This window comes from Streptomyces sp. NPDC015532 (genome assembly GCF_043078065.1).
Classification (GTDB): domain Bacteria; phylum Actinomycetota; class Actinomycetes; order Streptomycetales; family Streptomycetaceae; genus Streptomyces.
In genome coordinates this window covers 198,631-212,229 of the sequence record NZ_JBIBSY010000003.1, presented here as the reverse complement: position 1 = coordinate 212,229, position 13,599 = coordinate 198,631, and the positions used below count along the sequence as shown (strand labels likewise).

The 13,599-nt window shown below is 72.7% G+C and carries 10 protein-coding genes; 1 reads left to right on the top strand and 9 read right to left on the bottom strand.

Annotated features, from left to right (window positions below; genetic code table 11):
- Window position 1: 1 nt before the first annotated feature.
- The 8 genes from hydA to ACF07B_RS12180 form a co-directional block, all read right to left on the bottom strand.
- On the bottom strand, window positions 2-1,402 hold the full coding sequence (hydA, locus tag ACF07B_RS12215) for a dihydropyrimidinase (RefSeq protein WP_392178888.1): 1,401 nt from the start codon (window positions 1,400-1,402) through the stop codon (window positions 2-4).
- A gap of 199 nt (window positions 1,403-1,601) precedes the next feature.
- A complete protein-coding gene (locus ACF07B_RS12210; RefSeq protein WP_266763778.1) occupies window positions 1,602-2,444 on the bottom strand; it encodes a nitrilase-related carbon-nitrogen hydrolase in 843 nt (280 codons plus the stop codon).
- A gap of 169 nt (window positions 2,445-2,613) precedes the next feature.
- Complete coding sequence (locus ACF07B_RS12205) at window positions 2,614-4,170, bottom strand: PucR family transcriptional regulator (protein WP_392178887.1); 1,557 nt, start codon at window positions 4,168-4,170, stop codon at window positions 2,614-2,616.
- 149 nt (window positions 4,171-4,319) lie between these two features.
- Complete coding sequence (locus tag ACF07B_RS12200) at window positions 4,320-5,603, bottom strand: aspartate aminotransferase family protein (RefSeq protein WP_392178886.1); 1,284 nt, start codon at window positions 5,601-5,603, stop codon at window positions 4,320-4,322.
- A complete protein-coding gene (locus ACF07B_RS12195; RefSeq protein WP_392178885.1) occupies window positions 5,600-6,442 on the bottom strand; it encodes a nitrilase-related carbon-nitrogen hydrolase in 843 nt (280 codons plus the stop codon). The genes ACF07B_RS12200 and ACF07B_RS12195 overlap by 4 nt, the downstream gene beginning before the upstream one ends.
- Before the next feature lie 305 nt (window positions 6,443-6,747).
- Window positions 6,748-8,838 (bottom strand): hypothetical protein, encoded by a 2,091-nt coding sequence (locus tag ACF07B_RS12190; protein WP_392178884.1) that lies wholly within the window; start codon window positions 8,836-8,838, stop codon window positions 6,748-6,750.
- A gap of 405 nt (window positions 8,839-9,243) precedes the next feature.
- A complete protein-coding gene (locus tag ACF07B_RS12185) occupies window positions 9,244-10,179 on the bottom strand; it encodes an HAD hydrolase family protein (protein WP_392178883.1) in 936 nt (311 codons plus the stop codon).
- Between the two features lie 386 nt (window positions 10,180-10,565).
- Window positions 10,566-10,820 (bottom strand): helix-turn-helix transcriptional regulator, encoded by a 255-nt coding sequence (locus tag ACF07B_RS12180; RefSeq protein ID WP_362392084.1) that lies wholly within the window; start codon window positions 10,818-10,820, stop codon window positions 10,566-10,568.
- A 32-nt stretch (window positions 10,821-10,852) separates the two neighbouring features.
- Here ACF07B_RS12180 and map point away from each other — a divergent pair, with 32 nt between their 5' ends.
- The gene (gene map, locus ACF07B_RS12175; protein WP_369482171.1) at window positions 10,853-11,620 is read left to right on the top strand and encodes a type I methionyl aminopeptidase; all 768 of its coding nucleotides are present in this window, start codon (window positions 10,853-10,855) and stop codon (window positions 11,618-11,620) included.
- Between the two features lie 135 nt (window positions 11,621-11,755).
- On the opposite strand, the gene ggt is transcribed toward map, so the two are convergent.
- Window positions 11,756-13,573: a gamma-glutamyltransferase gene (ggt, locus tag ACF07B_RS12170; protein ID WP_392178882.1), complete on the bottom strand. Its 1,818-nt coding sequence runs from the start codon at window positions 13,571-13,573 to the stop codon at window positions 11,756-11,758.
- Between the last annotated feature and the right edge of the window lie 26 nt (window positions 13,574-13,599).

The window sequence follows — 13,599 nt, the reverse complement described above, 5'->3', positions numbered from 1 at the left end:
CTCAGAGAAGGTACTGACAGGTGGAACGGGGGGTGTAGACGCCGTGGCCCGCGCGCCCGGTGAACTCCCGGTCGGTGATGACCGGTTCGCCGCGGGAGAGCACGGTCTCGACCCGTCCGGTGACGCGCTTGCCCTCGTACGCCGAGTAGTCGACGTTCATGTGGTGGGTCTCGACCGACATGATCTGCTCGGCGTGCGGGTCGTAGATGACGACGTCGGCGTCGGCGCCCGGCGCGATGGTGCCCTTCTTCGGGTACAGGCCGAACATCCGGGCCGGCGTGGCGCAGGCGATCTCGATCCAGCGGCGGCGGGAGATGTGCCCGTCGACGACGGCCTGGTGGAGCAGGTCCATGCGGTTCTCGACGCCGGGGAGGCCGTTGGGGATCTTCGAGAAGTCGCCGCGGCCCAGTTCCTTCTGCCCCACGAAGCAGAACGGGCAGTGGTCCGTCGACACGACCTGGAGGTCGTTGGTGCGCAGACCGCGCCACAGGGCCGCCTGGTGCTCCTTGGGCCGAAGCGGCGTGCTGCACACGTACTTCGATCCCTCGAAGTCCGGTTCCGCGAGGTTGTCGGTCGACAGGAACAGGTACTGGGGGCAGGTCTCGCCGAAGACGTTCAGGCCCTCGTCGCGCGCGCGGGCCAGTTCGGCGACGGCCTCGGTCGCCGAGACGTGCACGACGTAGAGCGGGGCGCCCGCGACCTGGGCGAGCTTGATGGCGCGGTGGGTGGCCTCGGCCTCCAGCAGCGCCTTGCGCACCTCCCCGTGGAAGCGCGGGTCGGTCTCGCCGCGGGCCAGCGCCTGTTCGACGAGCACGTCGATCGCGATGCCGTTCTCGGCGTGCATCATGATCAGGCCGCCGTTCTCGGCGGAGCGCTGCATGGCGCGCAGGATCTGGCCGTCGTCGCTGTAGAAGACGCCCGGATAGGCCATGAACTGCTTGAAGGAGGTCACCCCCTCCTCGACCAGCAGATCCATCTCCTTGAGCGTCTCCTGGTTCACGTCGGAGACGATCATGTGGAAGCCGTAGTCGATGGCGCAGTTGCCGTCCGCCTTGGCGTTCCACGCGTCGAGGCCCTCGCGCAGGGAGCGCCCGACGCTCTGGACGGCGAAGTCGATGATGGTGGTCGTACCGCCCCAGGCGGCGGCCCGGGTGCCGGTCTCGAAGGTGTCGGAGGCGAAGGTGCCGCCGAAGGGCAGCTCCATGTGGGTGTGGGCGTCGACGCCGCCCGGGATCACGTACTTGCCGGTGGCGTCTATGGCGCGCTCGGCCGTCCACGACTCGGCCGCAGGCGTGCCCGTCGCGGCGAGGGCGGCGATCCGGCCGTCCTCGATCAGGACGTCGGCGTGGATCTCGTCGGACGCGGTGATGACGAGACCACCCCGGATGACGGTACGGCTCATGCTCCCTCTCCTTCCGGTCGTGCGTGCGCTGAGGGGTTGTGAGGCTGGCGGGGACGTGGGGTCGACGCTGTCTCCTGGTGAGGAGACTCGCGGGGCGGTGCGCGGGCGGGACCGGGTCCGCCGGGCCGCGGGTCCGGCCGGTTCCGGGCGCCGCCGTCCGGCGCCCGGAACCGGTCCTGGCCCGCGGCCCGGGCCGCCGCTACGGCGCGGTCAGCGGCCCGTAGGCCCCCGGGGCGCGGTCGCGGTAGAACTGCCACCGGTCGCGGACCTCGCGGAGCTTGGCCATGTCCAGGTCGCGGACGACGAGTTCGCTCTCCTTGTCGCTCGCCACCTCCCCGACGAACTGGGCCTCGGGGTCCACGAAGTACGAGGTCCCGTAAAAGTCGTTGTCGCCGTACTCCTCGACGCCCACCCGGTTGATCGCGCCCACGAAGTACTCGTTGGCGACCGCCGCGGCCGGCTGCTCCAGCTGCCAGAGGTAGCCGGACAGACCGCGTGAGGTGGCCGAGGGGTTGAAGACGATCTCGGCACCCGCGAGACCGAGAGCCCGCCAGCCTTCCGGGAAGTGCCGGTCGTAGCAGATGTAGACGCCGATCCGGCCCACGGCCGTGTCGAAGACGGGCCAGCCCGAGTTCCCGGGCCGGAAGTAGAACTTCTCCCAGAATCCGGGTACTTGGGGAATATGGGTCTTGCGGTACTTGCCCAGGTAGGAGCCGTCGGCGTCGATCACGGCCGCCGTGTTGTACAGGACTCCGGGCTGCTCCTCCTCGTACATCGGCAGCACGAGGACGAGGCCCAGTTCCTTCGCCAGCGCCTGGAAGCGCCGGACGATCGGGCCCTCCGGGATCTGCTCGGCGTACGCGTAGAACTCCTTGTCCTGGACCTGGCAGAAGTACGGTCCGTAGAACAGCTCCTGGAAGCACAGGACCTGGGCGCCCTGCGCGGCCGCGTCGCGGGCCGCCTGCTCGTGGACCTGGATCATCGATTCCTTGTCGCCGGTCCATGCGGTCTGGAAGACGGCGGCGCGGATCACTCTGCTCATCGGGACCTCCGGTCGCTCGGTGTGCGAGGAGACTAGAAAGCCCCGGCCCCTTCTTTGAGTTGCACCGTGTCACGTCCCACGTGCTGTGCCGTTCCACGGTGTCACCTCCGTGTTCTCCCGTGTTTCAGCCGACTGGTCCTGTGTTTCACCGCTGTTGCCCGCCGGGTCCTCACCGCTGCTGCGCGTCGTGCGCGAGCAGCGCGATGTGGACGGACGCGGCCTGTTCGAAGTCGTCGAGGTCGACGCCGAGGCGGGCCTGTATGGCTTCGAGACGGCGGTAGAGCGCGGGCCGGCTGACATGGTGGAGCTGCGCCGTGCGCGACTTGTTGCGCCCGGTGGCGAGGTAGGTCCGCAGGACGGGCAGCAGCCGGGGATCCGCCCGCGGTCCGCACAGCAGCCCGTCGAGTTCGCGTTCCGCGAAGGACTGGACGTGCGGATCGTCCCTCAGCAGCCGGACGAGGCCGCGCAGATGCACGTCACGCAGCCGGACCAGCGCGGGCCGGTCCTGGTCGGCGGGTGTGCCGGCGGCGGCCTCGGCGACGTGCAGCGCCTCACGCAGCCCGAAGGGCACGTCGTCCCAGGCGGTACGGGGTCCGGCGGCGGACACGACGGCGGGGACCCCGGTCTCGTCCCGCAGCCGGGCGGCGAAGTGCTCGGCCAGCGCCTCCGCGTCCTGGTCGCGCGGGAGGCTGAGCAGCACGGCGGTGGCTCCGTCGGACAGTTCGGCGACGAGCCCCGGCAGTCCCAGCAGCCGGAGAACCCGGTCGAGTTGGGCCGGTTCGCCGTCGCGTACGACCAGCGGCACGAAGGTACGGCGGTTCACCGGCAGTCCGGCGGCCCGCGCTCGCGGCAGGAGCTGGCGGGCCGGTACGACACCGCTCACCAGGTCGGTCAGCAGCCCCTGCGCGGACTTCTCCTCCCAGGAGTGGGCGGCGCCGCCGAGCATGCGGTGCAGGACCAGGGCCTCGGCGGCCCGGTCGGCGAGCAGCCGCCCGGTCCCCGCGTCGCCCCAGTGGCCGCACAGCACGAGGCGGCCCCACCGCTCCCCCCGTCCGCCCAGTTCGGCGCGGATCCATCCGTCGCCCTCGCTGCCGCCCGCCTGCCGGGCGATGCGGTCCCAGTCGCGCAGGACGTCGTCGACGGCGGAGCGTTCACCGGCGGTGGCGAGGACCCGGTGGGCGAGGTTGGTGACGACGACGGGGCAGGCGGCGTGCACGGCGATCTCGTCGAGCACGCGCTGGAGCGGGGCACCGGTGGTGATCAGCCCGGTCAGCGCCGTGCGTACGGATTCGGAGAGGCTCACGGCCGCGAACTTGTGCCGTACCAGCCGGGACTGGACCTCCTCCGTCAACTCGGCGAAGGGGAACGGGCGGTGGAGCACCACCATCGGCAGCCCGCAGCGTTCGGCGGCCCGGCGCATCACGTCCGGGGGCGCCGGGAAGGCCCGGCCGAGACCGAGGACGACGGCCGAGGCCTCGGCCCGGTGCAGCGAACGGATGTACTCGGCCTGGGCGTCGGGGTCGCCCGCGAGCAGCACCCCGGTCGTGAGCACCATCTCGCCACCGCTGAGCATGACGCCCACGTCGGCGGCCTCGGCGACGTGCACCCAGCGGACGGACCGGTCGAGGTGACCGGCGCCGGCCACCACCTCGGGCTCCCCGGCGAGCACCCGGTCCAGGGCGAGGACCTGGCGTACCGAGAGAGCGGGTTCCAGGGCGGTGGTCATGGCGGGGTTCCCCTTTGTCCGTGGCCGGGTTCGCCTCGGGAGCGCTGCGGGCGGCCCCGGGGACCCGACGCGTGCCCGGACCCCCGGGTCTTCGCGCGCCCGGCCTTCGAGACCATCGCCCCTTCGGCGCACCCGCCCTTGTTCATCCGTTACTGGGCCCGCCTCAGAGCGCGTTCCAGGATCGACGCACCCTCCTCCGCCTCCGCGACGGTGAGGGAGAGCGGCGGCGCGATGCGCAGGACGCTGGTGTCGTGACCGCCGCCCTTGCCGATCAACAGGCCTTCCTCGCGGGCCGCTTCGAGGACCGCCGCGGCCCCTTCGGGGTTCGCGCGGTCGGTACCGGGCCGCACCAGTTCGATGCCGATCATCAGCCCGCGCCCGCGCACCTCGCGGACACCGCCGAACTGCGCGGCGACCGCGCGGAGCCGTTCGATGAGCAGGCCGCCGACGCGCCGGGCGTTGCCCTGGAGGTCGTGTTCGAGGAGGTACGTGAGGTTCGCGAGCCCCGCCGCCATCGTGACCGGTGAACCGCCGAAGGTGGAGATGGAGTTGGAGTCGAGGCAGTTCATGATCTCGCCACGGGCGACGACCCCGCCGATGGACATGCCGTTGCCGATGCCCTTGGCGAAGGTGAGCATGTCGGGCGGGCCGGAGGCCGCGTGGGCCTGCCAGCCCCAGAAGTGCTCGCCGGTGCGGCCCCAGCCCGTCTGCACCTCGTCCGCGATCCAGAGGATGCCGTACTCCTGGAGCACGTCGCGGAAGGCCGCGTACAGGCCGTCGGGCGGAGCGGTGAAGCCGCCGACGCCCTGGATCGGTTCGGCGATCAGGGCGGCGGGCGGGCGGACATGGCCGAGCAGGTCCTTCAGGTCCTCGACACAGGCGTCGGTGAACGCGGCGTCGTCGAGGTCGGCGTAGGGGCCGCGGGTGCGGACACCGCCGTGCACGTACAGCGTCTGGAGCGGCGACAGGGAGGTGGGTGACCAGCCCTTGTTGCCGGTGATCCCGACCGCGCTGAACGACCGGCCATGGTAGCTGTTGCGCATGGCGAGGATCTGGTTGCTGCGCCGGTGGGCGGTCGCGAGCAGCAGGGCCGTGTCGTTCGCCTCGGTGCCGGAGGTGGTGAAGAAGACACGGGCGTCGGGGATGCCGGACAACTGGGCGACGCGCTCGGCGAGTTCGACCATCGGCCGGTTGAGGTAGAGCGTCGAGGAATGGATGATCCGGCCGGCCTGCTCGCTGACGGCCTTCGTCACCTCGGGGAGGGCGTGCGCGGTCATCGTGGTGAGGATGCCGCCGAAGAAGTCGAGGTACTTGTTGCCGTCGGCGTCCCAGACGTGGCGGCCCTCGCCGTGGGTGATCTCGATCGGGTCCTCGTAGTACAGGGCGAGCCAGTCGGGCAGGACGGCCTGGTGGCGGGTGTACAGGTCGGTCATGGCTGCACCAGCCCTTCGTAGGCGTCGGGGCGCCGGTCGCGGTAGAACGCCCACTGCCGGCGTACTTCCTCGATGAGGCCGAAGTCCAGGTCGCGGACGACGAGTTCCTCGGCCTTGTCGCTCGCCCTCTCGCCGACGAACTGTCCGCGCGGGTCGACGAAGTACGAGGTTCCGTAGAAGTCGTTGTCGCCGTACTCCTCCTGCCCGACCCGGTTGATCGCGGCGATGAAGTACTCGTTGGCGACGGCCGCCGCGGGCTGCTCCAGCTGCCAGAGATGGGCGGAGAGGCCCCGGGAGGTGGCGGAGGGGTTGTACACGAGCTGGGCACCGTTCAGGCCGAGTTGCCGCCAGCCTTCGGGGAAGTGCCGGTCGTAGCAGATGTAGACGCCGATCCGGCCGACGGCCGTGTCGAAGACGGGCCAGCCGACGTTGCCGGGCTTGAAGTAGTACTTCTCCCAGAAGCCCTTCACCTGCGGGATGTGATGCTTGCGGTACTTGCCGAGGTAGGTGCCGTCGGCGTCGATCACGGCCGCGGTGTTGTAGTAGAACCCGGACTGCTCGATCTCGAACACGGGCACGACGATCACCATGCCGGTCTCGCGCGCGAGCTCCCGCATACGGGTGACCGTGGGCCCGTCGGGAACCGGTTCCGCCCAGGCGTAGTGCTCCGGCTCCTGGACCTGGCAGAAGTAGGGGGCGTTGAAGACTTCCTGGAACCCGATGACCTTGGCGCCCTGCCGGGCCGCCTCGCGGGCGTGCTCCACATGCTTGGCGACCATGGATTCGGTGTCGCCGGTCCAGGTGGCCTGGACCAGGGCGGCACGTACGACGTTGCCCATGAGCTGCTCCTTCGACGGGACGTCAGAGAGCCTCTACGCCCGTAGACAAAGGCTGTAGAGGCTCGAAAGTAAGCCCCCCGGACAGCCTTGCCAAGACCATCGTCGTTAACCCGCTGAGTCGATCACGTTTCTGACCCTCACGGGTGAGTGACGTGGCCGCTGCGGCCGGAGGTGCGACCGATCGGGGGACCCGGGCGGAGGGCCCGGTCGTGGCCGACACGCCCGGCCGAGCGGGGCGCCCGCGGGACGCCCGGGACGGGCCTCCGCCCCGGGCTGGTGGGACGGCCCCGCTCCGGAGCGGGCGGTCACGCCGTGAGGCCGGCCACCCGCAGGGCGTGGACCAGGTCCCATTGGCATTCGTCGGACACGCCCCGCGCCGCCCGCAGGAGCAGCGGCACGAGACGCTGCGGGTCCGTCTCGGCGCTGCGCGCGGCCTCCTCGGGGGTGCGTACGCGGACGTACGCGTCGAGGAGGGCGCTGATCTCGCGACCGCGGCCCTCGTCGGCGAGGCCGAGGACGGCGGCCCCGATCTCCGGCGCGGGCCGGGAGACGCCCTGGCGCAGCATCTGCCGGCCGTCGGCGGTGCGGTCGGCGGCGGTGAGCGCGTCGGCCGCGGCGACCAGGCGGTCTGCGGGCAGCGAGGCCGCCTCCCAGAGCAGGGTGGCCCAGTCCGCGCCGAGGCCGGCGCGGTGCAGTTCGGCGGCGAGCAGGGGGAAGCGTGCGGGCGGCCAGTACGCCGCTTCGACGAGCACGGCGTGCGCCTCGCCGCTGCGGCCCTCGCTCCGCAGCCGCGTGAGCGTCGCGACGGCCTCGGCGGTGAGCCGCCGCGCGTCCTCGTCCAGCGGCTCGGCACCGGCCCCCGAGGGCGGGGGCGCGGGCTCCTCGGCGGCTCCCGCGAAGCGCGCGCCGCGGGGCGTACGCCTGTCCTGCGCGGGCGGGGCGGGCAGCGACGGTCCCGTCTCCGGCACCACCGCAGGCGCGTCCGCCTCCACCATCCCGGCGAAGCGCGCGCCCCCTCTGCGGCGACGCTTGGAGCGCTTCGCCGAAGGCGCTTCGGCGCCGGGCGGGGTCCTGTCATGGGCCGGAGCGGGCCCGGCGACCCGGTCGTGGGCCCGCAGACCGCTTGACGGGGGCTCCACCGGTGCGGAAGGGGGCCGCGCGTCATAGCCCGGCGCGTGGTGCCCCGGCACATGGTCCGCGGGCCGGGACCTGGGCTGCGCGTCATAGCCCGGCGTGCGGTCGGCCGGGGACTGGGGCTGCGCGTGAGTGCCCGGCACATGGTCCGCGGGCCGGGACCCGGGCCGCGCGCCGTAGCCCGGCGCGTGCTGACCCGGCACATGGTCCGCGGGCCGGGACCCGGGCTGCGCGTCGTAGCCCGGCGTGCGGTCGGCCGGGGACTGGGGCTGCGCGTGAGTGCCCGGCGAGTGCTCCGCGGGCCGGGACCCGGGCCGCGCGCCGTAGCCCGGCGTGCGGTCGGCCGGGGACAGGGGCTGCGCGTGAGTGCCCGGCACATGGTCCGCGGGCCGGGACCCGGGCTGCGCGTCATAGCCCGGCGTGCGGTCCGACGGGGGCAGGGGCCGGGCGTCGCGGTCCGGCGCAGGGGCCGCCGACGGGGACAGGCGGTGCCCGTCGTGGCCCGGCGCGTGGTTCGGCGGCGGGGGCCCGGGTTCCGCCGCACCGCCCGGCGCCTCCGTCCCCCGGCCGGGCCGGACACCTCCCGCTCCGTACGGGTCCCCTGCGGCCGGGTCCCCGTCGAACCGGTTGCCCCCCGCCGGGGGCCGTCCGGGCAGGTGCCCCTCCGACGGGTCCGCCCAGTTCTCCGGCTGCCGCGTCCGCACGCCGCCCCCGGCGGCCGGAGCCGGGAAGCCCGGCGCGCGGACACGCAGTGCGTGGCGGTCGACGTTGTCCATGCGGTGGCGCAGTTCGGCGCAGCGGGCGGTGGCCCGTTCGTGATCGTCCTGAGCCCAGGCGAGGTCCAGGCGGATCGCCTCGGCCTCTCCCCGGGAAACGGCCGAGGGGAGCCGTCCGCTCAGCTCGGCCTGGCGTTCGGCGGCGTAGCGCTGTTCGCGGAGCATGACGTCCAGGCGGTCGCCGAGGGCGTCCCGGGCGCCCGGACGGACGTCGTACGCGGCCAGCGCGGCCTCGTACAACGTGTGCGCCCGTGCCGCCTCCTGGGCGGCGGCGCGCTCGCCGTACTGCGCGAGGACGTCCTGGAGGAGCGCCTCGACGACATCCCAGGGCGGCACCTCCTGGCCTTCGAGACACGCTCGCATACCGTCGGGGTCGCGTTGCCAGAAGACTCCGCACCAACCGCCGCTGCCGTCGAGCCGCCCCACAAGCCCGTTCAGGTACCGCGCGAACTCCAGTACCTGTTCCGGGAGTTGTCCTACAGTCATCACTCAACTCCCCGCCCGACGTGAGCACTTCGACCCGACAGCGAACACCAGTCGTGTTACGTATCGACTACGGGGAGTTTTCGGCGGGAACGCAGAGCCCTTCACGAGGGGCGCACGGGAGCGCGCGGCGTACACACGGGCGTGCGCCGCACGCGCCGATGAACGAGCCGGTGGACGACCTGACGGCGGGGCCGGCGGAAGGGCAACCGGACGTGCTCCCGGGTGAACCAAGTCCGGGACGGCTCGCGCCTCTCCCCCGTCCCGCCGGACCCGTACGCGCCGGAGCGGCCCGGAGCGAGCCGGCGGAGACTCCACCACGCTCCGGAGCGCCCGGACGACGGTCCACCTACGTTCCGGGCCCGCCCCGCCCGGCCGCGGGCAGGAGCGGCGGACCCCGCCGCGCCCTCAGACGCGGCACGCCTCCATCGCCGCCACGCGGGGCAGCACGAGCCGGATGAGGGCGGCGACGCCTTCGTCGTCGTTGCTGGGCAACACGATGTCGGCGGCGCGCAGGGTGTCCTCGTGGGCGTTCGCGACGGCGGCGGCGAGCCCGGCCGCCCGCAGCATCGGGATGTCGTTGGGCATGTCACCGACGGCGGCGGTGTGCTCCAGCGGAAGCCCGCTGCGCTCGGCCAGCGTCCGGAGCGCTTCCCCCTTGTCGACGCCGGGGGCGGACAGTTCGAGGAAGTCGCCGGTGGACCTCGTGATCACCGCGCGGTCGCCCACGACCGAGGCGATCAAGGCGGCCAGTTCGTCGACGAGCAGCATCGGATGGGCGGCGAGGATCTTGACGACCGGGTCCTCGTTCGCCGGCGCGGACACGCCGTCCAGCGCCGCGTGGCGCCAGGTGTTCGGCACCAGCCGCACGAAGGCCGTCTCCAGACGGAGACCGGACACGGAGTCGACCCCCAGCGCGATCCCGGGCACCGTGTCACGGACCGCGCGCAGGATCCGCTCCGCGTCGCCGGGGCCGAATCCCCGGCAGTCCAGCAGCCTCCCCGACCCGGCGTCCACGGTCACCGCTCCGTTGCTGCACACCACGGGTCCGCTGAGCCCGTAGCGCCGTGCCAGGTCCAGGGTGTCGCGGACGGGCCGTCCGGTCACCCCCACCACGGCGATCCCGGCCCGCTCCGCCTCGGCGAGCGTGCTCAGGGTGCGTTGACGGATGGCGCCGGCCGAATCGAGCAGGGTGCCGTCGAGATCGGTGCACACGAGCCGCACGACCGTCCGCGCGCGGCGTCCACGCCTCGTCGCGCGTTCCACGGGGGCGGAAAGCCGCGCTTGGCCGAGCGTCGGATCCTGCGAAGTCGCCACGTCAGAGAGGGAGTTGGTGTTCGACATGGCCGGAGGGTAGTGACTACGCGCGTAGACGACAAGGGAATAAGCAGTGAATTCAACAATTTCTCAGCACCGGCGGGCCGAACCGTACCGTGCGACCCACGACGCGCGCGTTCCTCGATGCGCGAGGCCCGCGAGGCCCGCGGCGCGCGAGGTCCCCCGTCGCGAGGGGCCGGTCGTGAAGCGCCGGCCGTCAGAGCAGCGAAGGGCGGACCCGAAGCCTCAGGGCTCGGGCCTCGGAGCTCGGACCTCAGGCCTCGGACTCAAACCTCGGGCCTCGGGCCTCGGGCCTCGGACTCCAGACCTCAGACCTCGCGCCTCAGGCCTCGGACTCCAGACCTCAGACCTCGCGCCTCAGGCCTCGGACTCCAGACCTCAGACCTCGCGCCTCAGGCCGCCGGTACCAGCGCGCACCCCACGACGATCTCGTCCATCGAGAGGCCGAGGACCCGCGCCAGCGCCGCGACCGTGAAGAAGGCCGGGGTGGGCGCGCGCCCGGTCTCGATCTTGCGCAGGGTCTCCGCGGAGATCCCCGCCACCCCGGCGATGTCCGCCATGCTGCGGCCACCGCGGGCCTCGCGCAGCAGTCGGCCGAGCCGCTCGCCGCGTTCGCGCTCTTCAGGGGTCAGGGGGGTTCGCACCATGACACCATTCTAATACCGGTATAGTAATTGGCATGGTGGAATTGAAGACCGACACATCGATCGACGAGATGTACGCGGCCGGCCAGGTCGTGGGCAGGGCACTCACGGCGGTGCGCGGTGCCGCCGACGTGGGCGTCTCGCTGCTGGAGCTGGACGAGGTGGCGCATCAGGTCCTGCGCGAAGCCGGCGCGACGTCACCCTTCCTCGGCTATCACCCCTCCTTCGCGCCCACGCCCTTCCCCGCGGTCATCTGCGCCTCCGTGAACGAGGCGATCGTGCACGGCATCCCGACGGGCTACCGGCTGCGCGACGGCGACCTCGTCTCCGTCGACTTCGGTGCCGAACTCGGCGGCTGGGTGGGCGACTCGGCGATCAGCTTCATCGTGGGTGAGCCGCGCGCCGCCGACGCGCGACTGGTGGAGACCGCGGAGCGGGCCCTGGCCGCGGGCATCGAGGCGGCCGTCGTCGGCAACCGCATCGGGGACATCGCGCACGCCGTCGGCACGGTGTGCCGGGCGGCCGGGTACGGCATCCCGGACGGGTTCGGCGGCCACGGCGTGGGGCGCCGGATGCACGAGGACCCGCCCGTGCCGAACGAGGGCCGCCCGGGCCGCGGACTGCCGTTGCGGCACGGCATGGTCCTCGCCATCGAGCCGATGCTCGTCGGCGGCGGCACGGACGGTTACCACGCGGCCCCCGACGGCTGGACGCTGCGTACGAACGACGGCTCCCGGGCGGCGCACGCGGAGCACACGGTCGCCATCACGGACTCGGGTCCGCGCATCCTGACGGCGCGCTGACCGCTCGGACGCCGATGGCCGCGGGGCGGTGGACGGCGCCTGCCCCACGGCACGAGTGCCAACCGGCGGCACCGGTCCCAGGGTTCGGGACCGCCGAGGCGTGACGGCGGACCCTGGGACGCGGGCCACGCGGATCTAGGACGCGGGCCGCACGACCATGGCCGATCCTCCGCCCCGCCGGACCTTCTCCGCCGCGGCCAGCCATGTGCCGTTCGCGAGGCGCTGGACGCCGGTTGCCGCGCCGATCTCCGGGTTCACCTTGAAGGAGTGACCGATGGCTTCGAGCTCCGCCCTCGACGGGCTGTCGTAGAGGCCGGGTTCGAGCTCGGTCTGGGCCGCGTTGCGCTGGCTGGCTCGTGGCGCGGCGATCGCGTCGACCAGTGGGAGACCGCGGTCGACGAACTCGGTCAGGGTCTGGAGCACGGTCGTGATGATGCTCGCGCCCCCGGGTGAACCGAGCGCCACGACAGGCCTGTTGTGCCGGTCGAGGACGATGGTCGGTGAGATCGACGAGCGCGGCCGCTTGCCGGGACCGGGCAGATTGGGGTCGTGCACGGCCGCGTTGGCCGGTGCGAAGGAGAAGTCCGTCAGTTCGTTGTTGAGGAGGAAGCCGCGTCCCGGGACGGTGATACCGCTGCCGCCGGTCTGCTCGATGGTCAGGGTGTAGGCGACGACGTCGCCCCACTTGTCGGCCACCGTCAGATGGGTCGTGTTCTCGCCCTCGTACGTCGTCGGGGCGGCCGTCCCCGCGGTGCCGCAGGCGGCGGGAGCGCTCGGGTCGCCCGGCGCGAGCGGGCTCGCCAGCACCGCGTCGTCCTTGACGAGGCAGGCCCGGCCGTCCGCGTACTTCTGCGAGAGAAGGCCCTTGGTGGGTACGTCCTCGAAGGCCGGGTCGCCCACCCAGCGGCCGCGGTCGGCGAAGGCGATCCTGCTCGCCTCGATGAAGCGGTGCAGGTACCGCGTCTCGCTCGCCTTCGAGAGGTCCGCCCCCTCCAGGATGTTGAGCGCCTCGCCGACGGTGGTGCCGCCGGAGGAGGAGGGGGCGATCGAGTAGACGTTCAGACCGCGGTACGAAGTCCTGGTGGGCGCCTGGCGCTTCGCCCCGTAGGCCGCGAGGTCCTCCAGGGACAGCTTGCCGGGCCGGGCGTCGTAGCCGGACGCCGGGTCGACGGGCGGCTCGTTCACGGTGGCCACGATCTCCCGGCCGAGACCGCCGGTGTAGAGCGCGCGCGTGCCCTTCCTGCCCAGTTCCTCGTACGTGCGGGCCAGATCGGGGTTCTTGAAGGTCGACCCGACGGCCGGCGGCGCGCCGCCGGGCAGGAAGAGCTCGGCGGTGTCGGGGAAGTTCGCGAAGCGGGCCTGGTTCGCCTCGGTCTGCGCGCGGAAGGTCGAGTCGACCGTGAACCCGGAACGGGCGATGCGCTCGGCCGGCTCCAGGACGCTGCCCAGGCGTCTGCTGCCCCATGAGTCCAGGGCCGTCTGCCAGGTGGCGGGCGTGCCCGGTGTGCCCACGCTCAGCCCGCTGGTGACGGCGTCCGCGAAGGCGAGGGGCTTGCCGTTCTCCAGGAACAGCCCGGAGTCGGCGGTCAGGGGTGCCGTCTCGCGTCCGTCGATCGTGTGCACCGTACGGGACTTGGCGTCGTAGTAGACGAAGTAGCCGCCCCCGCCGATGCCGGACGAGTAGGGCTCGGTGACGCCGAGGGCCGCCGCCGTGGCGACGGCCGCGTCGACGGCGTTGCCGCCCTTCTTCAGCACCTCGATGCCCGCGGCGGAGGCGTCGGCGTCGACACTCGCCACGGCGCCTCCGTACCCGACCGCGACGGGCACCTTCGCCACGGGCGCCCTCGCGGCCGTGTCCGCCGCCGGAGCCCCGGGCGGCGCCGCCGCGCCCACCAATGCCGTCGCGGCCGAAACCGCCAGGACCGTCAGATTCCGTGCAAGAGGACGTCGCATCAATACCTCCAGTCAACAGCCGTCTG

What these genes read in the sequence shown, in the direction of transcription:
- ACF07B_RS12195 (WP_392178885.1), bottom strand. Translation starts at nt 6,442, where the DNA reads ATGGGCAACGTCGTACGTGCCGCCCTGGTCCAGGCCACCTGGACCGGC.
- ggt (WP_392178882.1), bottom strand. Translation starts at nt 13,573, where the DNA reads ATGCGACGTCCTCTTGCACGGAATCTGACGGTCCTGGCGGTTTCGGCC.
- ACF07B_RS12205 (WP_392178887.1), bottom strand. Translation starts at nt 4,170, where the DNA reads ATGACCACCGCCCTGGAACCCGCTCTCTCGGTACGCCAGGTCCTCGCC.
- ACF07B_RS12200 (WP_392178886.1), bottom strand. Translation starts at nt 5,603, where the DNA reads ATGACCGACCTGTACACCCGCCACCAGGCCGTCCTGCCCGACTGGCTC.
- map (WP_369482171.1), top strand. Translation starts at nt 10,853, where the DNA reads ATGGTGGAATTGAAGACCGACACATCGATCGACGAGATGTACGCGGCC.
- ACF07B_RS12190 (WP_392178884.1), bottom strand. Translation starts at nt 8,838, where the DNA reads ATGACTGTAGGACAACTCCCGGAACAGGTACTGGAGTTCGCGCGGTAC.
- ACF07B_RS12180 (WP_362392084.1), bottom strand. Translation starts at nt 10,820, where the DNA reads ATGGTGCGAACCCCCCTGACCCCTGAAGAGCGCGAACGCGGCGAGCGG.
- ACF07B_RS12185 (WP_392178883.1), bottom strand. Translation starts at nt 10,179, where the DNA reads ATGTCGAACACCAACTCCCTCTCTGACGTGGCGACTTCGCAGGATCCG.
- hydA (WP_392178888.1), bottom strand. Translation starts at nt 1,402, where the DNA reads ATGAGCCGTACCGTCATCCGGGGTGGTCTCGTCATCACCGCGTCCGAC.
- ACF07B_RS12210 (WP_266763778.1), bottom strand. Translation starts at nt 2,444, where the DNA reads ATGAGCAGAGTGATCCGCGCCGCCGTCTTCCAGACCGCATGGACCGGC.